This window comes from Streptomyces sp. NPDC050211, assembly GCF_040656035.1.
In the GTDB taxonomy this organism is placed as follows: domain Bacteria; phylum Actinomycetota; class Actinomycetes; order Streptomycetales; family Streptomycetaceae; genus Streptomyces.
On sequence record NZ_JBFALC010000010.1, the window covers coordinates 34156 to 57426 of the forward strand.

Sequence of the window (23271 nt, forward strand, 5' to 3'; positions counted from 1 at the left end):
GCGACCGCTCTGGAACAGGCCCGCTCCGCAGGCAAGTTCACCCCCGTCCACGACGGGGGATGTGCGGCGTGTACCGGGGACCGGGACGCGCGGCGCCGGGCCGATCTGCGGCGCCGGACATGCCAGGACTGCGGCACCGTCTTCCAGACCCCTGCGCCGCCCGGGAGCTACGGCGACGGGATGGGCCTGGCGTGTGACGAACGCCCCCGTGAGCCGTTCGAACCTGAGGGCGGTCGCGGTGCGGCGTGCCGCTGTGGCGGCGTCAGGTGTAGGCCAGGAGCCTGCCCGCGATCGTGACTCCCGACCACGAGGTGAGGGAGACGACCGCGGCGAACCGGGCTGCGACAGGCGTCGGCTGCTCCATGTCCCAGTCGGCCACGTTGCGGTAGGTCCGCCGATGGAAGATCAGGATGTTCAGTCCTGCGAGCAGGATGAGGCCGAGCTTCCACGGAGCGCTGCCGCGGTCGGCGATGAGGCCGGCGCCGGGCACGAACATGGCCACGCCGGTGACCGCCGCGATCACGAAGCCGAGGTGTGACAGGCGGAGCAGGTGGTGGGCCGCGGTCGTCACCCGCAGTGTCCGCCGCCCGAGCCCCAGCAGCCGAAGATCGAATGCTGCGGCCGGGCCGATGAGGAGGGCGATGCCGATGATGTGGACGCTTTCGAGCACCGGGTAGAGGTAGGCCGTGCCACGGACGGCCTCGGCGAACCAACTGTCCTCCAGCCAGGAGAAGACACTGTCCATGACGACGGCCGTCACGCCCGGGACGAGCGTCGACGCAGGTAGAAGACTCCACCTGCGATGCCGGCGACCAGGACGCCACCGAGCGTGGCCCACACCACGGTCGGTGACGTGCCCTCGGAGTCCGCTGCGGCCGACGGGGAGTCCTGGTCGGCGTCGGCGGACGCCCCGTCGCCCTCCGGATACGGGACCGGCAGCGGCGTCGCCGGGAGTTCCTCGTTGAGCACCTGGTTGACGGGCTTGCCCTCTTCGTACCAGAACACGACCGGACGGAACTCGTCGGTGTGACTCCAGCCGACGTAACCGACGGCTTCGATCCGCTCGCCGTCTTCGAGTTCGCGGTCCAGGCCCCACATCCCCGTGAAGCCCGGCGGCGCGATGGTGACCTCCAGCTCGTCGTGAGACCCGCTGAAGGACGGTGCGGCGTTGATCGGGTCGCTGTCGGGGGCGTCGCGCAGTCCCTCGGGCAGATCGCGCTCGGGGGTGTCAGCGGGGAGATCTCCGTCGACGGTCACGGTGAAGTAGGAGTGCGGGTCGCCCCAGCGGACCTGCGAGACGGTACCCGCTATGTAGTAGAGGCGATCGGTGTCGAAGTCGTCGAACCCGTGATGCGCCTGCGCGGCGCCCGCCGAGAACAAGGTGAGTATCGCCGCGGAGACCACGGACGCGGCCGCCAGCCTGACGAGACGGGCGCTCTGACGAGCCGCGGGGGCGGCCATCGGGTTGAAGTGCATGCCGAGCCGTTCCTTCGAGAGGTCTTGGGATGTGCCGCGGCCAGTGAACCTCAACAAGCGCCCAGCAAAGGAGGGTCAATTTTCTCCCAGGATGAGGGCACTGCACCGCTGAGGTTGGGGTGAGCCGACGAGTCGGCTCACCCCAAGCCACCGGTTAGCGTTCGGTGGGGGCGGGCCGCACGGTGGTCGCGTCCCACAACAGCGGTGTGTCGTCGAAGACCACGGCGATCTTGATCTTCCTCCCGCCGGCGATCGTCGCCGGAAGCGTCACGCTGCCCATCTGGTCCTCGTCGAAGGAGACCGGACCGAGGTCGGTGGCCTTCCCGTTGGCTGCGAACGCGTAGGCGTGGCCCGTCGTGTTGGCGTGCAGGGCCGTGCCCGCGGGGTCCGAGGTGGCGGCGTTCAGCGACAGGGTGGCGTTCCTCCCGACGCTGCTCGCGGTCAGGCGCTTCGACCGCCTGTCCTTCGTCAAGTCCGCGGAGGTCGGCGCCTGCTGGACGAGCTGCCACTCCTGCGAGCCGTCCGCGACCGCGTTCTGCAGGGTCAGCGGCGCACCGGCGGATGCGCCGGTCAAGTACACGTTGGTGTTCCTGGCAGCCTGGAACTTGTAGTGCCCGTCGGCGGTCTTGATGAGGTTCCAGACGCCCGTAGGGCTGTTGTCGACCCACTGGCCGATCCTCTGGCCGACCGTCGCGTTCCCGGTCCAGATGCCTGCCATACGGCCGCCGGACTTGTTCAGCAGCGTCGTGCCGCCCTTCGGCGCGGCAACCACGTGCCAGTACTGGGTGTCCTTGTTCGCCGCCGAACCGGCGTCCTCCAGGCGGACGTCGGGAACGTCCCCGTTGCCGATGTTGGCGTCGTTGGTCTTGCCGCCGGTGCCGATGACCTCGCCGGTCTTACGGTTCACGAGCTGGTAGTAGGCGCCGTCCGAGCGGCCTTGGTCGACCTCGGAGTACCGGATCGTCGAGGTGCCCTGGTGGTTGAGGATCGAGATGCGGCCGGTGCCCTCGACGTACTGCAGATTGCGGGTGTAGGAGGCAGGCGCATTCGTCTGGTACTCCTTCCACACGCCGTCGCTGCGTCCTCTCTCGTTGACCCAGACGTTGCCACTGCCGGCGGCGTTGTACACCAGGCGCCCGTCGGGGAGGTTGATGACGACCGGGCTGCCGCCCGTCGCGAGAGGGCGGGAACCGGCGTCGACCGGCAGTGAGGTGACGGGAGCGTCCGTGGAGCCGCGGTAGAACTGCAGCGGGTCGTCGGCGATCACGTACCGGGTGTTGGTTCCGCCGCCCCAATACTCGTACGGGAGAAGCCACTTGCCGTCCGTCGTCGGGACGACGGTCGTCATGCCCGGCCGGCCGCCTCCGATCTGCGTTTTGCCGCCTCCCATGTCCTGGGTCAGGCCGGCGACGTCGACGACGGGCTCGCTCCACTGCGCGCTGCGGCCGTTCCAGGTCTTGTGGACGAGGATCTGGCCGTGCGAGTCCGGGGCGGTGTCGTTGTCCGGATCCAGCTTCGGCACACCGGTGACCGGGTCGAAGCCGAGGTAGTCGTTCTCGTCGGAGTAGTAGCAGACGAGTTGGCCGTCGTGGACCATCAGGTACGGCTCCCAGAGGGGATCCACCTGCTTGTACGTGTTCGCGTTGGCGACGTTCTTGCCGACCGCGCCCGCGCTGCCGCCCTGCCAGCCGCCCGTCGCGATGACGTTGAGGACCTTCCAGCTCTCGCCTTCGTCCGTGCTGGAGTAGAGGGCGAGCGCCATGTCACTGCGGTCTCCGTCGTTGGACGGCGTCCAGTTCGGGTCGGCCGCCTTGTGCTCGAGGTAGTAGTGGTCGTCGCCCGTCACGACGCTCGCGAGGAGCAGCGTGCCCTTCTTCAGGTCGCCGACGTCCTGCGGAAGCGTGTAGAGAAAGGGCGCTCCCCAGTTGCTCTTGTACTTCGCGTACTTGGGGTCACTGGAGAGATACGCCGGAGCCTTGACCTCCGACAGCGGCTGCCACGACGTTCCGTAGTCGTCGCTCTTGTGGACCGGTATCGTCTCTCGGTCGGCGCTTCCCGTCTCCGGGACGACCGTGGCCTTCTCGTATGCCGCGACGAGACGTCCGCCCGGCAGCTGCGCCGACTTGACGTAGATCGCGCAGTTGCCCCGCCCTTTCAGGCACGGTTCATTTCCGAGCTGGTACAGGATCCCGCCCGTCGGGTTGTACGCCTGCGCGCTGCTCATGGTCAGGCCCAGCATCGCTGAACCCGCGACGAAGGTTCCCAGCGCCTTGCCAAGTCTTCTTGTCTGCATTGCCTCTCCTCTGAGGGATGACCAGGGGTGATGGTTCGGGCGAAGTCGTCGATCAGGGGGCGTTACTGCTTGACGCTTCCGGTGGCCAGACCGCTCTGCCAGTAGCGCTGGAGCATGAGGAAGGCGATGACGAGCGGCACGATGGAGATCATGGAGCCGGTCACGACGAGCGGGAGCATGTCGCTGCTGGCGCCGGCCCCGCCGTTCTGCGCCTGGGCGGCCCAGGAGGAGAGGCCGACCGTGATGGGGTACAGGTTCGGATCGCTGAGCATGATCAGCGGCAGGAAGTAGTTGTTCCAGGTCGCCACGAGCGTGAAGAGCAGGACGGTCACCAGGCCGGGGGCCAGCAGCCTCAGGGCGATCCGGAAGAAGATCAGCCCCTCCCCCGCCCCGTCGATACGGGCCGCCTCGAGGAGGCTGTCCGGGACCGCGTCGGCCGCGTAGACGCGCATGAGGTAGAGGCCGAAGGGGTTGACGAGGGAGGGCAGGATGATCGCCCACGGGGTGTTGACCAGGCCGACCTCGGCGAACAGCAGATAGGTCGGGATCGCCAGCGCGGTGGCCGGGACCATGATGGCGCCGAGTACGAGGTTGAACGCGGCCCGGTCGCCGCGGAAGCGGAACTTGGCGAAGCCGTAGCCGGCGGCGGCCGCGATCATCGCCGCGCCGACCGCGCTGACGACGGCGTACACGGCGGTGTTGAGCAGCCAGTCGACGAAGACGCCGTCGTCCTGGGTGAAGGTCTGGCTGATGTTGTCCAGCAGCTGCGGGGCGCCGGAGAACCACAGGCCGAAGCTGTTGAACAGGTCCTGTGTGTTCTTGGTCGAGGCGACCAGCAGCCAGAACAGCGGGAGGAGGAAGTACGCCAGGGCCGCCAGCATGGCGATCGTCAGCGGGGTGCTGCGGCGGGGAGCTGCGGACCGGCGCCGCTTCGGTGCGGTGGGGGCCGGGCCGTCGGCCGGTGCGGTCGTGGCCTTCGGCATGGTGGTCGTCACTTTTCCCTCCTTCGGTTCGCGGTGAGCAGCACGGCGTAGGAGGCGATGACGATGACCAGGCCCAGGAGGAAGGACACCGTGGCCGCGTAGTTGACCTGCTGGCCGGTGAAGGCGAGGGAGTAGGCGTAGAGGTTGGCGGTGTAAGAGCTGCTGATGACGTCGGGGGCGATCTTCATCAGCAGGCTCGGTTCGTTGAACAGCTGGAAGCTGCCGATCACCGAGAACAGCAGGGTGAGCAGAAGAGCGGGCCGCAACGCGGGGAGCTTGATCGACCAGGCGATGCGCCAGGCTCCCGCGCCGTCCATGGCGGCAGCCTCGTACAGGTCGTGCGGGATGGTCCGCAGGGCCGCGTACAGGATGATCATGTTGTAGCCGACGAACTCCCAGGTCACGATGTTCGCCAGGCTGCCCAGCATCCAGCTCTCGCTGAGGAACTGCGGGGCCGGCAGGTCGAGATTGCGGCTCAGCTGGGCAAACGGGCCGAAGTCGGGGCCGTACAGGTAGCCCCACATGAGCGCGGCGACCACGCTCGGGACCGCGTACGGCACGAAGATGCCGAGCCGGATCACGCGGGCAAGGCGCAGCAGGCCGCTGTCCAGCGCGAGCGCGAACAGCAGGGCCAGCAGCAGCATCAGCGGCACCTGGATCACGAAGAACAGGGCCACACGTCCGACACCGTGGAGGAGTTGCGGGTCCTTGAGGGCGGTGACGTAGTTGTCCAGGCCGACGAAGACGGTGCCACCGATGAGCTGTTCCTGGAAGAGGCTCAGGTAGGCGGCGTAACCGAGCGGGGCAAGAAACAACAGAAGGAAGAGGATCAGGAACGGGGCTACCACCCGCGGCCCCCCCGCGCCGCCCCGCCCCCCCGCCGACGGCCCATCTCGGCGCGACGTCCTGGCGTAGGCCGCGGTCGTGGCAGCCATCTCAGGTCCCCTCGACCGTGAAGCCCTGCTTCTTGGCGTACGCCGTGAGCCGGGACTGCCACGTGCCGAGCGCGGCGACGGTGTCGGACTTGTCGGCGAGGGACTTGCCGACGGTCTCGGTCCAGTCGGTCACCGCCTGGTCGAGGAACGGCGGCCACTGGAACTCGGGCGAGACCGTCTCACTGATGTCGGCGAAGATCTGGTTGACCTTCTGGCCGCCGTAGAACTCGGGCGCGCTGCCGGTGACACTCGCGTCGGCGAGCAGGGCCTTGGTCGCCGGGAAGAAGAACTGCTGGGTGGCGAACATCTTGGCGCTGGCCGGGTCGCTGTTGAGGAACTGGGCGAACTGCGCCGCCGCGATCTTGTTCCTGGTGGCCGCGGTGACCGCGGTCGTGGAGCCGCCCCAGTTGCCGGAGACCGGCTTGGCGGCGTCCCACTGCGGCAGCGGCGCCGCCCGCCAGTTGCCCGAGGTGGACTTGGCCGAGCCGGACAGGAAGGACGGGCCCCAGGCCGCGGTGAGCCAGGTGGCGTACTTGCCCTTGTTGAACCCGGCGTACCAGGGGTCGGCGAAGTCCGGGTCGGTGCTGATGACGCCTTCCTTCGCGAGCCCGCCCCAGTACTCGCCGAGCTTCTTGGAGACGGCGTCGTCGACGCTGATGGAGAGATTGCTCTTGCCCGAGATCGCATACGGCTTGGCGCCCGCCTGCCACAACAGGCCGTGCCAGGCGGCGGGTTCGTTCGCCGCGAGGTTGGTCAGGTAGACGTCCGGGTCGGCCTTGTGGAGCTTGCGTGCGGCGGCCGCGAACTCGTCCCAGGTCGTGGGCACTTGGATGCCGTGCTTGTCGAAGATGTCCTTGCGGTAGAGCATCCCCATGGGTCCGGTGTCCTGGGGTATCGCCCAGACCTCGCCGCCCGGTCCGCTGACCTGTCCCCAAGTCCAGTCGACGAACTGCTCCTTCAGCGCCGTGGCGCCGTACGGGGCAAGGTTCAGCAGGCTGTTGGTGATCGTGAAGGTGGGGATCGCCTGGTACTCGATCTGCACCATGTCCGGTGCGCCGGTTCCGGCCTTCAGTGCGGTGCGCAGCTTGGTGTAGTGGGCGACGCCCTGGCCGGCGTTGACGACCTTGACCTTGATCGCGGGGTACTTCTTCTCGAAGAGCGCGACCTCCTGCTGGATGTCCGGGACCCAGGTCCAGAACGTCAGCTCGGTCGGCGTCTTCATCGCCTTGTCGATCTCGGCCTGACTCACCGGCTCGGCGGAGGAGGAACCGGAGTCGCTGTCACCGCTGCACGCGGCGAGCGCGGCGCCGAGGGACACCGCGCCGGTCGCGGCGAGGAACCGCCGACGGCTCATGGAGGACGTGGGAACGAAGGATCGAGGCATGGTGAACTCCCGCCGAGGGGCAGTGAAACGGAGCGCCTTGCGAGGGCGCGTCGCAGGGGTGGGTAGGGAGAAGGGGTGAGGAGGGGTGAGGCGCGGACGTCGCTACCAGGGCATCGGGGTCGCCATGTTCGGGTCTGCGTGTCTGCGTCGCGCGATCTGTGACCGGCACGCGTGTCACGTGCCGTACAGCGGAAGTGAGCGGGTGCCGCTCGGGCGAGCGAGGCCGAGAGTGGGGGAAGCTGATGACTGTGTTGGTGCGGCGAGTGGGGGCACCTCCCACGCCTCAAAGGCAGTGGGGAGCGTGCCAGGCGTCGCCCGGCAGGCGCCCACTTCCGACACAAGCCCTAGGGCCGATGAGTGCCGTCAGTCGGTGGTGGGCGGTTCGTCCCCGATCGGGGGTGCGTGTGCCGAGCCGTTCGAGCGGGAGGCTGTGCGCCGCCCGCGTGCCGGTGCCTTCCTGGTCGGCGGGCGTGCGGTCGAAGCACGGACGACGAGTTCGACCGGCGGCTCACTCGCCGGAGGCAGGTCGGTCTCCGGCTCCGCACGGTGGTCAGGGCAGGAGTGACGTAGGCGAAGACGGGGTTGCCGTCGAATCTACGACGCTGATGTCCTCCGGCACACGGGGATCACGGAGCTGTCGGCAACCAGCTCGCGGCCTGCCGTGCATCCGTAGGTGGGTAACCAGTCCCCCTCGATCAGGTCCTTGGAGGCATACAGCAGGTGATCGGTGGCCACCCGCGCCAGTCCATAGGCGCCTGCACCCACCGTCACGGTCCGGGCCGAGGTGAAGGCCGGCGGTGCGCCCAGGAGAGGACCGGCACATCGGCTCTGGCCGGAACCTCGCCTTCCACGATGGGTACGGAGACGGTGATGCCGTCCACGCCCTCCTCCAGGAGGGAGTCCACGGCTCGGGCGATATCGTCCGCTTCGCCATCCAGTGTGGTGACCACTCGGAGTGCGTAACCGGAGTGCCGGACGGCTTTCTCGATGGCCACCTGCAATGAGGCGGGTCCGTACCCGGCCGTCCCCAGAGCGACCACACCGATGGAACGTGTTCGTCCGGACGCCAGTGTTCGAGCCGCGTTGTTCAGCCGGTAGCCGAGTTCCTCGGCGGCTTCGATGACGCGACGCCGTACGTCGTCGGAGACGTAGGGCTCGTTGTTGAGGACACGCGCTCCGTCTCACTACTCGTGCCATGAAGTCTCCCGACGGCGTATGCCTGCATCAGGCGAGATCGACTGTATGACCGCGCGGTCACTGACCGCGCGGTCATATCTACGCAGCCGGAGGGGAACGCGTCAATAGAACGCACAGCACCACTCCCCTCCTGCGGGACTTTTCTCGGCGACAAGCGACACTTCGGAGGTGCGGATGCGCTGGTCAGAAGCAGTTTTGCGCCGCAGCCAGGGCGTCGCCCGACACCTGACTCCCTACTTCTCCGCGAGGGCGCGCGGTTGAAGGAAGCCATGCGCACACCCTTGACGCGCGATCTCGGACTGCGTAGACAATGACCGCGCGGTCATACAGCGGACCTCGAGGGATTCCCGCGCTCGGCCAGAGGAGACACCATGACACGAGTGGCAGGACGAGGTGGAAGCCCCTCTGTGCCTCGCAGTGCCGATGTCGCGCAACTGGCCGGCGTCTCACGCAAGACTGTGTCGAGGGTCCTCAACAACGAGCCCTACGTCTCCGACGACGTACGGCGTCGCGTCATCGAAGCCGCCGAGGAACTCGGCTACCGGCTGAACAACGCGGCTCGAACACTGGCGTCCGGACGAACACGTTCCATCGGTGTGGTCGCTCTGGGGACGGCCGGGTACGGACCCGCCTCATTGCAGGTGGCCATCGAGAAAGCCGTCCGGGACTCCGGGTACGCACTCCGAGTGGTCAACACACTGGATGGCGAACCGGACGATATCGCCCGCTCCGTGGACTCCCTCCTGGAGCAGGGCGTGGACGGCATCATCGTCTCCGAACCCATTGTGGAAGGCGAGGTGTCCGTCCGCGTCGACGTGCCGGTCCTCTTCCTCGGCGCACCACCGGCCTTCGGCGGCCCTCGAGCGGTGACCGCAGGGGTCGGCGCCGATCTGCTGGCGCGGGCCGCCACGGACCACCTGCTGGATCTGGGACACCAGACCGTCCACCACGTCGCCGGACCGCTGCGCTGGTACGCCGCCAGGGACCGTGTCGAGGGATGGCGAGCAGCCCTGGCGGCACGCGGCAGGCACCAACCGCCCCTCGTCGAAGGCGACTGGTCGGCCGACTCCGGTTACCTGGCGGGCCGCGAACTGGCCGCCGACCCCGAGGTGACCGCGGTCTTCGTCTCGGGCGACGACATGGCGATCGGCTTGATCCACGCCCTGACGGAAGCCGGTCGGCGCGTGCCCCACGACGTCAGCGTCGTCGGCTTCGACGGCAACCCCGTCTTCGCCCACGTCACCCCGCCCCTGACCACCGTGCGCCAGCCGTTCGACGCCGCGGCCAGAGACGGCCTCAGGCTTCTCGTCCACGCCATCGAAAAGCCCGACACCCAGATGCCACCGGCGAGCGACCCACCGGTCGAACTCGTCGTCCGGGGCTCGACCGCACCCCCACCGTCCTCCCCCAGCTAGACGGCGCACTTCATCGTCACGTTCTCACCCATCGCAACGGTCACACGTCTGATCGCAGCGATCCAATCGCCTCAGCCGGCCCGCCCCAAAGGGCCATGCCGGCCATGCCATACGTCATGGATTTGTCGCCGGATCAGGGAGCGCTCGCCTCCCACACCCACCGAAAGGCTGAACTGCCATGCCAGGATCCCGACGTAGCTTCATCGCCGCCTCTGGTGCGGCCGCCACCGCAACCGTCCTCGGCGCGGCGTCACCGTCATCCGCGTCGACTTCCGCCGGCGGCGCGTCAACGACGTCCTCGACCGCGGCTGACGCCGATCTCATGCGGCTCCCCGACATGCCCCTGCACGACCCGTTCATCGTCGCCGACGACAAGACCCGGACCTACTACCTCTACACGTCCAACGACCGGTCGGTATCGGGCGTGGACGGCACCGGCACGATGGTCTACCGCAGCCACAACCTGCGCGACTGGATGCGCCCCGTCGTGGTCTTCCTCGCCGCCGACCAGAAGGGACTCTGGACGACCGACGGCGGATGGGCGCCGGAAGTGCACGCATGGGACGGCAAGTACTACCTGTTCACCACCCTGCACAACCAGAACAAACCGCTTCCGGTCCCGCCACCCAACCAATGGGGCACGCCGTTCCCGATCGGGAACTACATGCGCGGCACGATCATCGCTGTCTCCGACTCGCTGCTGGGGCCCTTCACCGTCATCGACCCGTCACGCCCCACCACGCCCGAGAACCTCATGGCCCTCGACGGGACGCTCTACGTCGACGAGTCCGGGAAGCCGCACATGGTGTACGCGCACGAGTGGCTGCAGACCATCGACGGAACCATGGAAGCGATCCGGCTGGCTCCGGACCTGTCGAAGGCCGTCGGCGATCCGACCTACCTGTTCAAGGCATCGGACGCGTTCTGGCTCACCGAGCAGATCCCCAGCGGCGTCCCGCACCAGCTCCCGCCCTATGTCACCGACGGCCCGCAGCTGTACCGCAGCCCTGACAAATCCCTGATCATGCTGTGGTCGACGTACGAAAAGAACTCGGCCAACCCGGACGGCACCGTCGGCGGCAGCTATGTGCAGACCTATGCCGTCTCGAAGTCCGGCGACATCAAGGGGCCGTGGAGTCAGCGCCGACCGCTGGTCCGGAACGACAGCGGCCACGGCATGCTGTTCCACACCTTCGACGGCCGGCTGATGATGGTGCTCCACCGCCCCTTCAACAACGCACGCGGAAAGCTGTACGAGATGCAACTCCTCGGCCACGGGCTCCGGGTGCTCCGCCAGCGCACCGATCTCGATGGCGGCGGGTGACGCCCCCTGGGTTCACCGCCGGCTGCGTATCTCGCCGCACAGCCCGTCACCATCCATCTGACCTTCATGGCAGCCGCCGTATCGATACTGCCCCTTGTCCTGGTCTTCGTCTTCCTCCAGCGCCGGCTGGTCCAGTTCTGGAAGTGCGCGGGCAGCGATCAAGGGCTGACCGAGGAGCAGGATTGAGCACGATCGACTTCGCCGGACTCCCCTACTACGAGGACGTCTCGCCGGGCAGCGGTGCCCTGCCACCCCGCGCATGGACCAGCACCTCGGACGCGCACCGGCTGAGCCTCAACGGGACCTGGCGCTTCCGGCTGTCCCCGACCGCGACGACGGAGGACGAGTCCTTCGCCCGCCCGGAGTTCGACGACAACGGCTGGGACGAACTGCCGGTCCCCGGCCACTGGGTGATGCACGGTCACGGAGCACCCGCGTACACCAACACGGTCTACCCCTTCCCGGTCGACCCGCCGCGGGTGCCGACGGAGAACCCGACCGGCGACCACCGGATCGCCTTCGATCTGCCCGAGGACTGGCCGGCGGCGGCCTCGGGCGGTGACGCGCTGCTGCGCTTCGAGGGCGTGGAGTCCTGCGCCCGAGTCTGGCTCAACGGGCAGGAGATGGGCGTCTTCCAGGGCAGCCGGCTGCCGCACGAGTTCTCCGTCGGCGGGCTGCTGCGACCGGCGGGCAATGTGCTGGCGGTACGGGTGCACCAGTGGTCCGCGGGCTCGTATCTGGAGGACCAGGACCAGTGGTGGCTGCCCGGCATCTTCCGGGACGTGACGCTGTTGCACCGGCCCGAGGGCGCGGTGCGTGACTTCTTTGTGCACGCCTCCTACGACCACCGCGACGGCTCCGGCACCATGCGGGTGGACAGCGAGCCGGGCGGGCGCGTCACCCTGCCCGGTCTGGGCATCGACATCGCGACGGGCGAGACTGTGACGCTGCCCGTCGAACCGTGGTCGGCGGAGCTGCCGCGGCTGTACGAGGGCGAGTTGGTCACGGAGGGCGAGCGGATCCCGCTGCGGATCGGCTTCCGCACGGTCGTCGTCGAGGACGGAGTCCTCAAGGTCAACGGCAGGCGAATCCTCTTCCGGGGCGTCAACCGGCACGAGTTCCATCCGGAGACCGGCCGGACGGTGGATCTCGCGACGATGCGCCAGGACCTGCTGCTGATGAAGCGGCACAACATCAACGCCGTGCGGACCTCCCACTATCCCCCGCACCCGGCCTTCCTCGACCTCTGCGACGAGCTGGGCCTCTGGGTGATCGACGAGTGCGACCTGGAGACCCACGGCTTCGTCGACCTCGGCTGGCGCGGCAATACGGTGGACGACGACCGCTGGACCCCGGCCCTGCTGGACCGGGCCGGGCGGATGGTCGAGCGCGACAAGAACCACCCCTCGATCGTCCTGTGGTCACTGGGCAACGAATGCGGCACCGGCCGGGGCCTGACAGCCATGGCCGACTGGATCCGGGGACGGGACACCTCCCGGCCCCTCCACTACGAGGGCGACCCGTCCTGCGCGGACACCGACATCTACTCGCGGATGTACCCGGAGCACGCCGAGGTGGACCTCATCGGCCGCCGTGCGGAACCCCCTCTGGACGACCCGGAGCTGGACGCCCGCCGCCGCGCCCTGCCCTTCATCCTCTGCGAGTACGCCCACGCCATGGGCAACGGCCCCGGCGGACTCAGCGAGTACCAGCGGCTCTTCGAGACGCACGAGCGCTGCCAGGGCGGCTTCGTCTGGGAGTGGATCGACCACGGCATCGCCCACCCGGAGCTCGGATACGGCTACGGCGGCGACTTCGGCGAGGAGCTCCACGACGGCAACTTCGTCTGCGACGGACTGCTCTTTCCCGACCGCACCCCCTCCCCGGGCCTGACCGAGTACAAGAAGGTCATCGAGCCGGTCCGCATCGAGGGCGACGGCCCCGCCGGCACCCTCCGGATCACCAACACCCATGACTTCGCCGACCTGTCGCATCTCGCCTTCGTCTGGTCGTACGAGATCGAGGGCCTGACCGTCGCCGACGGCCCGCTGTCCGTGCCGCCGGTCGCACCCGGCGAGTCCGCGGAGCTGAAGCTCCCCGAGCCGCCCACCACCGACCGCGCCGGCGAGGCGCTGTGGACCGTGCGCGCCGACACCCGAGGACAGGTGAGCCGCCCGCGGACCGCCCCGGCGGCCCGTCCCCAACGGGGCCTGGCCGGCAGCGGCACCATCGCTCTTGGCCCCGGCATCTTCGACGCCGCGAGCGGAGCGCTCACACACATCGGCGGCATCCCGGTCACCGGCCCGCGCCTTGATGTGTGGCGGGCGCCGACCGACAACGACAACGGCGCGCCCTGGCAGCCGGATCCCCGCTACGGCCTGATCTGGCGCAAGCTGGGCCTGCACCGGATGCGCCACCGCCTCGACGCGGTGGAGCCGACCGACGAGGCGCTGACCGTACGGACCCGCGTCGCCCCCGCCGCCACCGACCTCGGCCTGCACGCCGAATACCGCTGGACCGCCGACAGTGACCGGCTGCACCTCACGGTCTCGGTCACCTCGGAGGGCGAGTGGAGCTGCCCGCTGCCCCGGCTGGGCGTACGGCTCGGGCTGCCGGCGGCGTACGGCCAGGCCGAGTGGTACGGCGGCGGGCCGGGCGAGGCGTACCCCGACACCCGGGCCGCCTCCCGCGCCGGGCGCTGGTCGTCCACGGTGGACGCCCTGCAGACCCCGTATGTACGGCCGCAGGAGAACGGCGCGCGGGCCGACGTCCGCTGGGCCCGGCTGAGGGACGACCACGGCTCCGGCCTCCGGATCGACGGCGAGCCCACCTTCTGGTTCACCGCCCGCCGCTGGACCACCGAGCAGCTCGACGCCGCCGAGCACACCCCCGACCTGCGGCCCGGCAACACGGTGTGGGTCAACCTCGACCACGCCCAGCACGGCATCGGCACCCACTCCTGCGGCCCCGGCGTCCTGCCCCAGCACCACCTCGACGCCGGCCCGGCCGAGTTCTCCTTCACCTTCAACATGGCCTGATGGACTGAGCGCGTTGTGCAACGGAGAACAGAGATCCGCGAGTTCGCCGTCCAACAACAGGGCGCGCTTCCAGGCGGACAAGTCGACAGCTATGAGGCCGAGAAGCCATCCGCGACCTTCACGTCGCCCCAGGCCCGCCCCGTCGGAGCGCGAACCTGTGAACGGTTGGTAGGCGTAGACGAGTGCCTCGAGGTCCCGGTCGCGCTCACCTTCGGGCACCAGCAACCCCCTCGAGGGCAAAGCGCACGAACGCTGGGCTCGCGTCGAAGTTCCCACGGCGAGGGGGAGAGAACTCTCCCCTTCTGCGGGCACGCTTCACCATGCCATCGTCAGTAACTACAAGGGAGGTAGCGACCTGTATGTACGTCGCGCTCGTGCGCTCCGAGTCGGACACATGACCGACCCGCCGTATGGACCGCAGCGTCGGAAGCCAACTACCGCGCCGCCGCGCACTATCGCAGGCAACCGGCAATGGAATCAGCGCAGCATAAGACGTCTGCACGCGTCATGGACCGCGACCACATTGTCGGCCATTACCAGATCCCCGACAGCGACCACGCGAGCCGCGTGAGGACTGGATTCAGGCTTCATTTGGATGAAACTCCGGACGAAATTCCATTGTCAGCGTTCTGAAGACACACATCGCGTGGACTCGCACGGCTGAAAGGAGGCTCATGGTGCGCGGCAGGACTCCCTGGTTCATGGTCACCCTGGCTGCGCTCCTGGTGGCCCTTCAGTTCTTCGCGGCCCTGACGCCCGGCGCCTCCACGCACATCGCCCACACATCCGCACCGGCATCCCCTGACCGGTTCACGAGCGTGGTCCTCGACGAGTACGCGGACGAGTTCGCCACCTGCAGTGACGACGGGCAGACCGCGGAACCGTCCCCCTGGCAGCCCGGCCGTGACCGCCAGCGCGTCTGCACGGAGCCCGACGTGAAGCCCTACCCGCTCACCGTGCGGGTGTACGACTCCGTGGCGCTGCCCCCATCGGTGAGTCACAAGTCCGGGTATCTCGCGTCGCCCCACACCATCACGCCCTGCCTCAAATCCCTCCAGGTATTCCGCTGCTGAGCCGGCCTGCGGGCACCGAGCGGCCGATCGCCGTGCCTGCCCAGCGCCGTGCTCGAACGTACGCCGACGCGCCGTCCCGACGGCGCGCCAGGAGGAATATCTGCCATGCAGCCACTCATCGACCATGCCCGCGGCTTCGGCCACCGGTCCACGGAACAATCCGAGGAACTGGTGCGACTGGCCGAGGGCCAGTCACCGCAGGCCCTGTTCATCACCTGCTCCGACTCCCGGGTCGTACCGGCCCTGATCACGGGCGCCCGCCCCGGTGAGCTCTTCGAGCTGCGCACCGCGGGCAACATCGTCCCGCCGTACGCCTCGGAACACCCCACCAGCGAGGCGGCCACCATCGAGTACGCCGTGGAAGTCCTCGGTGTGAGCGACATCGTGGTGTGCGGCCACTCCCACTGCGGTGCCGTCGGCGCGTTGGTGCGCCGCGACGACCTGGACGCGGTACCGGCCGTACGGGACTGGCTCACGCATGCGACCCCGCGCCCGTCGGGCGCCGCCGGGGATCCGGAGGTCGCCGAGGGCGTGCAGGCCCATGTGCTGACGCAGTTGCTGCGGCTGCGCTCGTACCCGTTCATCGAGAGGAAGCTGAAGGAGCGTCAACTGTCCCTGCACGCCTGGTACTACGAGGTGCACAAGGGGGCCGTCCGCGCCCACAGCGCCGAGACTGACGCGTTCGAGGCCCTGTGAGGACCGCGATGACCAAGTTTCCTCATCTGAAGCAGGACTTCGCCGCCTCCCTCGTGGTCTTCCTGGTCGCGCTGCCGTTGTGCGTCGGTGTGGCCGTCGCCTCCGGGGTCCCGGCCGAACTCGGTCTGATCACCGGCATCGTGGGCGGCATCGTCACTGGCCTGATGCGCGGCAGCAGTCTCCAGGTCTCCGGGCCGGCGGCGGGCCTGACCGTCCTGGTCTTCGAAGCAGTGCGGGAGTTCGGACTGCCCGCGCTCGGTGTGATCGTGCTCGCGGCCGGTCTGCTTCAACTGGCCATGGGCGCCCTGAGGCTGGGGCGCTGGTTCCGCGCGATATCCGTCTCGGTCGTCGAGGGCATGCTCGCCGGCATCGGCCTGGTGATCATCGCCGGGCAGTTGTACGCGGCGGCCGGTCTGACGGCCCCCGCCTCCGGCGTCGACAGGATCCTCGGCCTGCCCGGCGCGGCCGCCGATGCTCTCGGCTCCACCGCCGCGCTCGCCTCGCTCGCGATCGGCGCGGGCACCATCGCGGTGATGGTGCTGTGGAAGCGGCTGCCGAAGAAGGCCCGGACGGTGCCGGGCGCGCTCGCCGCGGTCGTCCTGGCGACGCTGGCCACGTCGGCGTTCAGCCTGCCGGTGGCCACCGTGGAGGTGCAGGGCCTGCTGGGCTCGATCCAGCCGCCCGGCGCGGAAGCGTTCGGTGAGCTGGCGAACCCGGCGATCATCGGCACGATCCTCGCGTTCACCCTGATCGCCTCCGCGGAGTCGCTGTTCAGCGCCGCCGCGGTGGACCGGCTGCACGACGGTCCGCGCACCGAGTACGACAAGGAACTGATGGCGCAGGGCGTGGGCAACGCGGTCTGCGGTGTACTCGGGGCACTGCCGATGACCGCGGTCATCGTGCGCAGCTCCGCCAACGTCCAGGCGGGCGCGAAGACCAGGGCGTCCCGGGTGATGCACGGTGTGTGGCTGCTGCTGTTCGCCGCCGCGCTGCCGGTCACGCTGGCGCTGATCCCGATCCCCGCGCTGGCGGGCATCCTGGTCCACGCGGGCTGGAAGCTGATCCCCTTGCGCGGGATCGTCTCCCTCTGGCGGGGCCACCGCGGCGAGGCTCTGATCCTCGTCGTCACCGCCGTGGCGATCGTCGCGGTGAACATGTTCGAGGGCGTGCTGATCGGTCTGGCCCTGTCGGTGGCCAAGACCGCCTGGGAGGCCTCGCACCTCAAGACGCAGGTCATCGACAAGAGCGCTGGCCCCATCCAGGTCTACCTGTCGGGCAACGCGACCTTTCTCCGGCTGCCGAAGATCCTCGACAGTCTGGAGGCGCTGCCCCAGGACCGCCCGATCGAGCTCGACCTGTCCGGCCTCCACCACCTCGACCACGCCTGCCGTACGGCTCTGGAGAACTGGGCCGAGCGACACAGCGCGGTCGGTACCGAACCCGTGAGGATGACCGATCGGTCGGGGGCCGGGGCCCCGTCCGGCTGACCGCACCGCCCGGGGACCGGCCTTCAGACACGTCGGCCGATCCCACCAACCCCACACAGATTGGAATGTGACGATGCCAAAGGCCTCTCGACGAACCGGAGCAACCGTGCTCGCCGGTGTCGCGGGCTCCGCGCTTCTGCTCGCCGGATGTACGACGGACTCCGGACCGGCCGCCGGCGCCGCCGCCGCGCGGGCCGCGTCGGCCGAGCCCGTGAAGACGTCCCCGGATCCGGGGGTCGTCGTGTCACGGGACAAGGACCGGGAGAGCACGGCGGGTGCCCCGGACAATTTCACCGGTGACGTTTCGATCCAGCCCCTGTACACAGGCGACGAGAATTCGGAAAGCGCCTCCGACGTGCGGTTCTCGGCGCGCGCCCGGACCGTCTGGCACACCCATCCCGACGGACAGCGCCTGATCATCACCGAGGGCACCGGATGGGTGCAGGAATGGGGCAAGAAGCGCATCACCGTCCACGAGGGTGACGTCATCTGGATCGCGCCGGGCGTCAAGCACTGGCACGGTGCGACCCGCGACAGCGCGATGGCGCACACCGCCGTCACCTACGCCGTCGACGGAACCAACGTGCACTGGCTGGAACCTGTCACCGACGACCAGTACCTCGGCGGAAAGCGAGAGCAGCGAGCATGATCAGGTCCAGGACACTTGCCCTCATCGGGACGATCGCTGCGGGCACGCTCCTCGTCGGGTACACCGCCCAGGCCGATCCCGGCTCCCGCACCGGTCAGGTCGAGTCGGTCTCCCCGGCCCTGGCGAAGTACGACAGGGAACGAGTCCAGCAGCTGTGGAACGAGGACGGCCTCTCGCGTCGTGACAGGGGGCTGGTCACCATCGCGGTGCTCATCTCCAACGGGCAGACGACGGAGCTCGGCCGCTTCACCGACCGCGCCCTCGACGATGGGCTGTCCGCAGCGGAGATCTCGGAGACCGTCACCCACCTCGCGTTCTACGCGGGCTGGCAGAACGCCAAGGCCGCGGTGCCGGTGATCGCCGAGGTCTTCGACGAGCACGGGATCGACGCCGATCAGCTTCCCGAGCGGGACCCGGAGCTGCTCCCGCAGGACCAGGAGGCCGAGCGGGCCCGCGAGAAGAGCGTCCAGGAGCAGTACGGCAGCGTCTCGCAGGGAGTCGTCGATGACACCGACGACGTACTCTTCGACGATCTGTGGCTGCGCCCGGACCTGAAGCCGCGCGACCGGAGTCTGATCACCGTCGTGGCGCTCATCTCGAGCAGCCAGAGGGACCAAATCACCTTTCACCTCAACAGGGGGATGGACTCCGGGATCACTGACGACGAGGTCGACGCGTTGCTGAACCATCTGGCCTACTTCGCCGGGTGGCCGAAGGTGTTCACCGCCATGCCCGTGATCCGCGACGTGCTCGAGTCACGTTGACGGCCGCCCGCCGCCGACTGCGAGGGAACCTGCCTCACAGTCGGCGGCGGGTGGGGCGGCCGGGGTCAGGCCGTGCCTTGCACGGTCGACGAACTCGATGCTCAGGCGGCGCAGGTGGCGGTGCTTACTGGGGACACCCACAGACCCCCGGAGGCGGCGAGCCCGGCCTGGCCGCCGCCGACGACGACCTGGGTCGCCCGACTCACGCCCTAGGAGCGGTGCGGCCGTTCATGAAGATGAGCGAGACCAGTGCCAGCCCCACCACGGCGCCGATCACCTGCATCCCGATGAACGCCGGCACGGAACCCGGCTCGATCCCCGCGAAGGTGTCGCTGAACGCGCGGCCGATGGTCACCGCCGGGTTGGCGAAGGACGTGGACGAGGTGAACCAGTACGCGGCGCCGATGTACGACGCGACCGCGACCGGGGCGAAACGCAGGCGGTCGGTGCGGGCCAGGCCGAAGATCAGCAGGATCAGGCCGGCCGTCGCCACGACCTCGCCCAGCAGCAGATTCCCTGCCGAGCGGTCATGCGTCGACCACTCCACCAGCGGTTCGCCGAACATCGCGTTCGCCAGGACGGCACCGGCGATCGCACCGACGATCTGTGCGGGGACGTACACCACGACCTCCCGCGCGGTGACCCCGGATCCTCCTCGCCGCGCGGTCCACCACTCGGCCAGCGTGACGGCCGGGTTGAAGTGTGCCCCGGAGACCGGACCGAGCAGCACGATCAGCACACCGAGCCCGAAGACCGTAGCCAGCGAGTTGGCCAGCAGCTGCACCCCGACGTCCTGGGTCAGCTCGGTGGCCTGGATGCCGGAGCCGACCACGACGGTCACCAGGGCAGCAGTACCGACCAGCTCGGCGGCGGCCCTGGCGACCAGGGGGGTACGGGGCGGTGTCGCTCCGGGCGCCGGCTGCGGCTCGTCCGCGGGTATGACGGATTCCGCGGCGGACTCGTGGGTGGCGGTCAACGAAGACTCCTTGGTGCAGTCGCCTCAAGCGGCGGGGATCAGGGACAGGACCGCTTGTTGTCGGCCGCCGTGCGGGCGGACTCGGCCAGGTCGGCGAACTGGTCCGCGAGCGAAGCGATGACATCCGGGCGAAGCTTGTAGTAGGTGTACCGGCCGCACGGTTCCGTCTCGACGACCCCGGCCTCGCGCAGCACTCTCAGGTGATTGGAGAGATTGGTCTGACGGGCGCCCGTCTCCTCCACCAGGTGGGTGGTGCAGAGGGTCTCCTTGGCGAGGAGGGTCACGATCTGGAGCCTGAGGGGGTCGGCCAGAACCCGGATCAGGTCAGTGTCGACTGACGTCATCATGGGCTGATACTGTCACATCACCCACGACTGATACCAGTCTGGGCTGATCCTTGCCGATCATCGGGACCCGCACCCAACACCCGTTGGGCCCATGACCCTTTGAAAGGGGTCACCATGACGTCCTCCTCACCCCCTGTTCTGCCTGATGAGCACCTCGAAGCCAGCGTGGCCCGGCTCGCCCTGCGGTACCGGGGCCACTTCTCCGCGGAGACCATCCAGAGCGTCATCGCAGACTCGTACGAGCGCCTCGCCGAGCACGCCCACGTCCGCACCCACCTGATCGTGCTGACCGAGCACCTGACGAAGGACCGGCTCGACGCCATCGCGCACGTTCAGGGTGCGCCGGGCGTCGGACTGCCGCGGGTGCTGTTCGTCTGCGCCCACAACGCCGGCCGCTCCCAACTGGCCGCCGCTCTCCTCGCCCACCGGGCCCACGGCCAGGTGGTCGTCTCCTCCGCGGGCACGCGTCCCGCCGTCGAGATCGAGCCGGCCGTCGGGCAGGTGCTGGCCGAGGTCGGGGTGCCCCTGAGTGAGGTCGCCTTCCCCAAGCCGTTGACCGACGAGGTCGTCCAGGCCGCCGACATCGTCATCACCATGGGCTGCGGCGACGCCTGCCCCGTCGTACCCGGCCGCCGCTACCTGGACTGGCCCACCACCGACCCCGAGGGCGCCCCGATCGACGTCGTCCGCGGCATCCGCGACGAGATCGACGCCCACATCACCGGGCTGCTCGACTCCCTGCCGAGCACCTGAGCCCCGTACACCTGCTCAAGAAGAAGGAAGAACCGATGTCCTCGACCCCGCTCGCCTCCGTGCTGTTCGTCTGCGTCCACAACGCCGGGCGCTCACAGATGGCCGCCGGATTCCTCACCCACCTCGCGGGCGACCGGATCGAGGTCCGCTCGGCCGGCTCCATTCCCGCCGACCAGGTCAACCCGGCCGCCGTGGAGGCCATGAAGGAGGTCGGCGTCGACATCTCCGACCAGCAGCCCAAGGTGCTGACCACCGAGGCCGTCCAAGCCTCCGACTACGTCATCACCATGGGCTGCGGCGACGCCTGCCCGATCTTCCCCGGCAAGAAGTACCTCGACTGGGCCCTGGAGGACCCGGCCGGCAAGGGCGTGGAGTCCGTGCGCCCCATCCGCGACGAGATCAAGACGCGCATCGAGGAGCTGATCGCCGAGATCGACGCCACGCAGGAGGCGTGACCTCGGTGATGAGCGCCCCCCTACGCGGGGTCATCACCATCGGCTCCGGCCCCGCCGGAGGGTCGGTTTACCGGATGGGGTGGTGCTCTGCTCGCACTGCGGCACATCGTCGGTGGCGGGAAGGCGACGATCACCGTTGCACCGCGGTACCGGTGCTGTCGATGGGTGCCGCTGGGGAGATGGCGTCCTCGAAGGCGGCTTCCAGGGCCGCGACGATGGTGACCGGGTCGCCGCTGGTCAGTCGGGCCCGCTCCGCTTCGGCGGCCGCTTGGGCCGCCGTGCGCTCGTCGGCTCCCGAAACTTCCACCGCGGAATGTGCTCGAACGCCTGCCCGCGCGGCATCCGGCGCAGGACCTTCGGATCCGGCGTTGGTTTTCGGCGGCCTTCTCCCCGGCCTGCGCCTGGCGCTCGAGCGCGGCCAGTGAGCTTCTTCAGCGGTGCCCACACGCCGTCGGCCAGTCAGGTCCGGTGTGTGCGGCCGGCAGCGAGATCCCGCCGATGGCCGCCTGCATCAGGACGCCCCACCGCGGTCCCACAAACCGCACCGCTCCCAGGGACGCTGACCGCAGGGTGGGGTAGCCGAAAGGCTCGTTCTACTATGGCGCTGCGTACTGCAGTGGAAAGGGAGCGACGATGCGGCGGCTGGGGGATCTCGAGGCGGAGATCATGGATCGCCTCTGGCGGTGGCAGCGTCCGGCGACGGTGCGGGAGATCGTCGACGACATCAACGAGGAGCGCCCGCTCGCCTACACGACCGTGATGACCGTGACCAACATCCTCTACACCAAGGGCTGGCTGCTGCGCAGCAAGCAGGGCCGGGCCTGGCTGTACACGCCGGTCCGCAGTCGTGAGGAGTACGCGGCGGCGCTCATGGAGGACGCGCTCGGCGCGAGCGAGGACCGTCCGGTGGCTCTGGCCCACTTCGTCCAGCAGATGAGTCCCGACGAGATCAGCGCCCTGCGCAAGGCATTGCGCACGGCGGGGCGGCAGGCAGAGTCGTGAACGCGGTGCCCGCGCTGCTCGGCTACGCGGCCGGAGTCGGTTTCCTCGCACCGCGGTTGCTGCTGCGCAGCGCCTGGCCGCACCGCGCGCCGGCCTTGGCCGTGGCCGTCTGGCACGGGCTGACCGTGTCGTTCACCGTCGCTGTCGCACTGGCCGCGTACCACCTCGCCAGCCCGACCGAGCACCTGCACGCCGACCTGATCGGCGTGCTGCATTCCTGCGGGCTGACCAACGCGACCGCCGCGCCCGACCCGACCGTCATCGACCGCTTGGCGATCGGCCTGCCGCTCTCGGTGGTGTTTCTGGTACTCGGCTGCTTCGTCTGCGAAGTGCTCCTTGGCCGACGGGCTCGCACCCGTCACCGGGAAGTTCTGGACATGGTGGGCCGGCGCTCGCAGCACTTGCGCGCCACCATCCTTGAACACGAACTGCCCGCCGCCTACTGCCTTCCGGGGCACAACCCGCGTGTCGTCGTCAGTGCGGGCGCCCTGCGGCTGCTGTCTCCTGGGCAACTCGATGCCGTACTCGAACACGAGCGTTCACACATCGCGGGCCGCCACCATCTGGCACTGGCCGCCACCGAGGCGTTCGCCCGGGTCTTCCGACGACTTCCGCTCGCCCACCACGCCAAGGAGCAGACCGCAGTGCTCCTGGAGATGATCGCCGACGACCGGGCACTGCGCCGCCAGTCTCGCGAGGTGCTGGCCACGGCCCTGTACGAGATGGCGGCGGCCAAGGCCGCCCCCGCGGGCGCGTTCGCGGTGGGCGGTCCGAGCGCCGTGGTCCGCATGAGGCGGGTGCTCATCCCGCAGCAGCGACCGCATGTCGCGCTCCTTGGATCGGTGGCCGCCGCAGCGGCCGTGGTGCCGGTGCTCCCGCTGCTGTTCGGCTGCGTACCCACCATCGGATAAACCGGGCGCAAACGCCGCTCTTTCTCGGCGTGGATTGCAACGGTATCTACGAAGCTACTAAGTTGCTGGCGTACTTGATCGAGGCCGCCGCCACAGCACGGGGAACGGTGCCT

The 23271-nt window shown here is 69.0% G+C and carries 20 protein-coding genes and 3 pseudogenes; 13 read left to right on the top strand and 10 right to left on the bottom strand.

All coding sequences use genetic code 11. From position 1 onward, the window contains the following. Window positions 1-262 precede the first annotated feature (262 nt). The 7 genes and pseudogenes from AB0I98_RS12975 to AB0I98_RS13005 all read right to left on the bottom strand — a co-directional run. Window positions 263-760, bottom strand: a complete 498-nt coding sequence (locus AB0I98_RS12975; protein ID WP_362939622.1) for a hypothetical protein — start codon at window positions 758-760, stop codon at window positions 263-265. Further along, window positions 757-1476, bottom strand: a complete 720-nt coding sequence (locus AB0I98_RS12980) for a DUF6152 family protein (RefSeq protein WP_362939625.1) — start codon at window positions 1474-1476, stop codon at window positions 757-759. The genes AB0I98_RS12975 and AB0I98_RS12980 overlap by 4 nt, the downstream gene beginning before the upstream one ends. Window positions 1477-1969: 493 nt before the next feature. Further along, a pseudogene (locus AB0I98_RS12985) lies at window positions 1970-3769 on the bottom strand (RICIN domain-containing protein); the annotation flags it as partial. 62 nt (window positions 3770-3831) lie between these two features. Further along, window positions 3832-4764 carry a carbohydrate ABC transporter permease gene (locus tag AB0I98_RS12990; RefSeq protein WP_362939628.1) on the bottom strand — a complete coding sequence of 311 codons (933 nt, stop codon included), beginning with the start codon at window positions 4762-4764 and terminating at the stop codon, window positions 3832-3834. Further along, window positions 4761-5687, bottom strand: a complete 927-nt coding sequence (locus AB0I98_RS12995; protein WP_362939631.1) for a sugar ABC transporter permease — start codon at window positions 5685-5687, stop codon at window positions 4761-4763. Before AB0I98_RS12995 ends, AB0I98_RS12990 begins: the two co-directional genes overlap by 4 nt. A 1-nt stretch (window position 5688) precedes the next feature. After that, window positions 5689-7071, bottom strand: coding sequence for a substrate-binding domain-containing protein (locus AB0I98_RS13000; protein WP_362939634.1), 1383 nt, complete (start codon window positions 7069-7071; stop codon window positions 5689-5691). Between the two features lie 363 nt (window positions 7072-7434). Next, window positions 7435-8243 (bottom strand): annotated as a pseudogene (locus tag AB0I98_RS13005) (LacI family DNA-binding transcriptional regulator); the annotation flags it as partial. Window positions 8244-8639: 396 nt separating this feature from the next. Here AB0I98_RS13005 and AB0I98_RS13010 point away from each other — a divergent pair. From AB0I98_RS13010 to AB0I98_RS13050, 9 genes and pseudogenes are all read left to right on the top strand, one after another. After that, window positions 8640-9683, top strand: a complete 1044-nt coding sequence (locus AB0I98_RS13010; RefSeq protein ID WP_362939637.1) for a LacI family DNA-binding transcriptional regulator — start codon at window positions 8640-8642, stop codon at window positions 9681-9683. 322 nt (window positions 9684-10005) lie between these two features. Beyond that, entirely contained in the window at window positions 10006-11007 is a 1002-nt protein-coding gene (locus AB0I98_RS13015) for a glycoside hydrolase family 43 protein (protein WP_362939640.1), read from the top strand. Window positions 11008-11028: 21 nt separating this feature from the next. Next, window positions 11029-11176 (top strand): annotated as a pseudogene (locus tag AB0I98_RS13020) (carbohydrate ABC transporter permease); the annotation flags it as partial. Between the two features lie 13 nt (window positions 11177-11189). Beyond that, window positions 11190-14045, top strand: a complete 2856-nt coding sequence (locus tag AB0I98_RS13025) for a glycoside hydrolase family 2 TIM barrel-domain containing protein (RefSeq protein WP_362939643.1) — start codon at window positions 11190-11192, stop codon at window positions 14043-14045. Between the two features lie 674 nt (window positions 14046-14719). Beyond that, window positions 14720-15118 (top strand): hypothetical protein, encoded by a 399-nt coding sequence (locus AB0I98_RS13030; protein ID WP_362939646.1) that lies wholly within the window; start codon window positions 14720-14722, stop codon window positions 15116-15118. A 105-nt stretch (window positions 15119-15223) separates the two neighbouring features. After that, on the top strand, window positions 15224-15814 hold the full coding sequence (locus AB0I98_RS13035; protein WP_362939649.1) for a carbonic anhydrase: 591 nt from the start codon (window positions 15224-15226) through the stop codon (window positions 15812-15814). Between the two features lie 8 nt (window positions 15815-15822). Beyond that, window positions 15823-17301: a SulP family inorganic anion transporter gene (locus AB0I98_RS13040; RefSeq protein WP_362939651.1), complete on the top strand. Its 1479-nt coding sequence runs from the start codon at window positions 15823-15825 to the stop codon at window positions 17299-17301. A gap of 106 nt (window positions 17302-17407) precedes the next feature. Further along, complete coding sequence (locus AB0I98_RS13045) at window positions 17408-17950, top strand: cupin domain-containing protein (RefSeq protein WP_362939654.1); 543 nt, start codon at window positions 17408-17410, stop codon at window positions 17948-17950. Further along, window positions 17947-18714: a carboxymuconolactone decarboxylase family protein gene (locus tag AB0I98_RS13050; RefSeq protein ID WP_362939658.1), complete on the top strand. Its 768-nt coding sequence runs from the start codon at window positions 17947-17949 to the stop codon at window positions 18712-18714. The genes AB0I98_RS13045 and AB0I98_RS13050 overlap by 4 nt, the downstream gene beginning before the upstream one ends. Window positions 18715-18916: 202 nt before the next feature. Here AB0I98_RS13050 and AB0I98_RS13055 read toward each other — a convergent pair whose 3' ends face one another. Further along, window positions 18917-19690, bottom strand: a complete 774-nt coding sequence (locus tag AB0I98_RS13055; protein WP_362939661.1) for an MIP/aquaporin family protein — start codon at window positions 19688-19690, stop codon at window positions 18917-18919. A 38-nt stretch (window positions 19691-19728) separates the two neighbouring features. Beyond that, window positions 19729-20037, bottom strand: coding sequence for a metalloregulator ArsR/SmtB family transcription factor (locus AB0I98_RS13060; RefSeq protein WP_362939665.1), 309 nt, complete (start codon window positions 20035-20037; stop codon window positions 19729-19731). 114 nt (window positions 20038-20151) lie between these two features. Between AB0I98_RS13060 and AB0I98_RS13065 the strand changes: the two genes are divergently transcribed. Together AB0I98_RS13065 and AB0I98_RS13070 are read left to right on the top strand one after the other, a co-directional pair. Further along, window positions 20152-20790: a three-helix bundle dimerization domain-containing protein gene (locus tag AB0I98_RS13065; protein WP_362939668.1), complete on the top strand. Its 639-nt coding sequence runs from the start codon at window positions 20152-20154 to the stop codon at window positions 20788-20790. A gap of 35 nt (window positions 20791-20825) precedes the next feature. Next, window positions 20826-21245 (top strand): arsenate reductase ArsC, encoded by a 420-nt coding sequence (locus AB0I98_RS13070; protein WP_362939671.1) that lies wholly within the window; start codon window positions 20826-20828, stop codon window positions 21243-21245. Between the two features lie 130 nt (window positions 21246-21375). Here AB0I98_RS13070 and AB0I98_RS13075 read toward each other — a convergent pair whose 3' ends face one another. Beyond that, window positions 21376-21552: a hypothetical protein gene (locus AB0I98_RS13075; protein WP_362939674.1), complete on the bottom strand. Its 177-nt coding sequence runs from the start codon at window positions 21550-21552 to the stop codon at window positions 21376-21378. A 326-nt stretch (window positions 21553-21878) separates the two neighbouring features. Here AB0I98_RS13075 and AB0I98_RS13080 point away from each other — a divergent pair, with 326 nt between their 5' ends. Both AB0I98_RS13080 and AB0I98_RS13085 read left to right on the top strand, forming a co-directional pair. Then, window positions 21879-22247, top strand: coding sequence for a BlaI/MecI/CopY family transcriptional regulator (locus tag AB0I98_RS13080; protein WP_210570656.1), 369 nt, complete (start codon window positions 21879-21881; stop codon window positions 22245-22247). Beyond that, window positions 22244-23158 (top strand): M56 family metallopeptidase, encoded by a 915-nt coding sequence (locus tag AB0I98_RS13085; protein WP_362939677.1) that lies wholly within the window; start codon window positions 22244-22246, stop codon window positions 23156-23158. The genes AB0I98_RS13080 and AB0I98_RS13085 overlap by 4 nt, the downstream gene beginning before the upstream one ends. The last annotated feature ends 113 nt before the right edge of the window (window positions 23159-23271 follow it).

Coding starts and splice junctions, on each gene's coding strand:
- AB0I98_RS12980 (WP_362939625.1), bottom strand. CDS start 1,476: ATGCACTTCAACCCGATGGCCGCCCCCGCGGCTCGTCAGAGCGCCCGT.
- AB0I98_RS12995 (WP_362939631.1), bottom strand. CDS start 5,687: ATGGCTGCCACGACCGCGGCCTACGCCAGGACGTCGCGCCGAGATGGG.
- AB0I98_RS13000 (WP_362939634.1), bottom strand. CDS start 7,071: ATGCCTCGATCCTTCGTTCCCACGTCCTCCATGAGCCGTCGGCGGTTC.
- AB0I98_RS13010 (WP_362939637.1), top strand. CDS start 8,640: ATGACACGAGTGGCAGGACGAGGTGGAAGCCCCTCTGTGCCTCGCAGT.
- AB0I98_RS13015 (WP_362939640.1), top strand. CDS start 10,006: ATGCGGCTCCCCGACATGCCCCTGCACGACCCGTTCATCGTCGCCGAC.
- AB0I98_RS13030 (WP_362939646.1), top strand. CDS start 14,720: ATGGTGCGCGGCAGGACTCCCTGGTTCATGGTCACCCTGGCTGCGCTC.
- AB0I98_RS13035 (WP_362939649.1), top strand. CDS start 15,224: ATGCAGCCACTCATCGACCATGCCCGCGGCTTCGGCCACCGGTCCACG.
- AB0I98_RS13040 (WP_362939651.1), top strand. CDS start 15,823: ATGACCAAGTTTCCTCATCTGAAGCAGGACTTCGCCGCCTCCCTCGTG.
- AB0I98_RS13050 (WP_362939658.1), top strand. CDS start 17,947: ATGATCAGGTCCAGGACACTTGCCCTCATCGGGACGATCGCTGCGGGC.
- AB0I98_RS13060 (WP_362939665.1), bottom strand. CDS start 20,037: ATGATGACGTCAGTCGACACTGACCTGATCCGGGTTCTGGCCGACCCC.
- AB0I98_RS13065 (WP_362939668.1), top strand. CDS start 20,152: ATGACGTCCTCCTCACCCCCTGTTCTGCCTGATGAGCACCTCGAAGCC.
- AB0I98_RS13070 (WP_362939671.1), top strand. CDS start 20,826: ATGTCCTCGACCCCGCTCGCCTCCGTGCTGTTCGTCTGCGTCCACAAC.
- AB0I98_RS13080 (WP_210570656.1), top strand. CDS start 21,879: ATGCGGCGGCTGGGGGATCTCGAGGCGGAGATCATGGATCGCCTCTGG.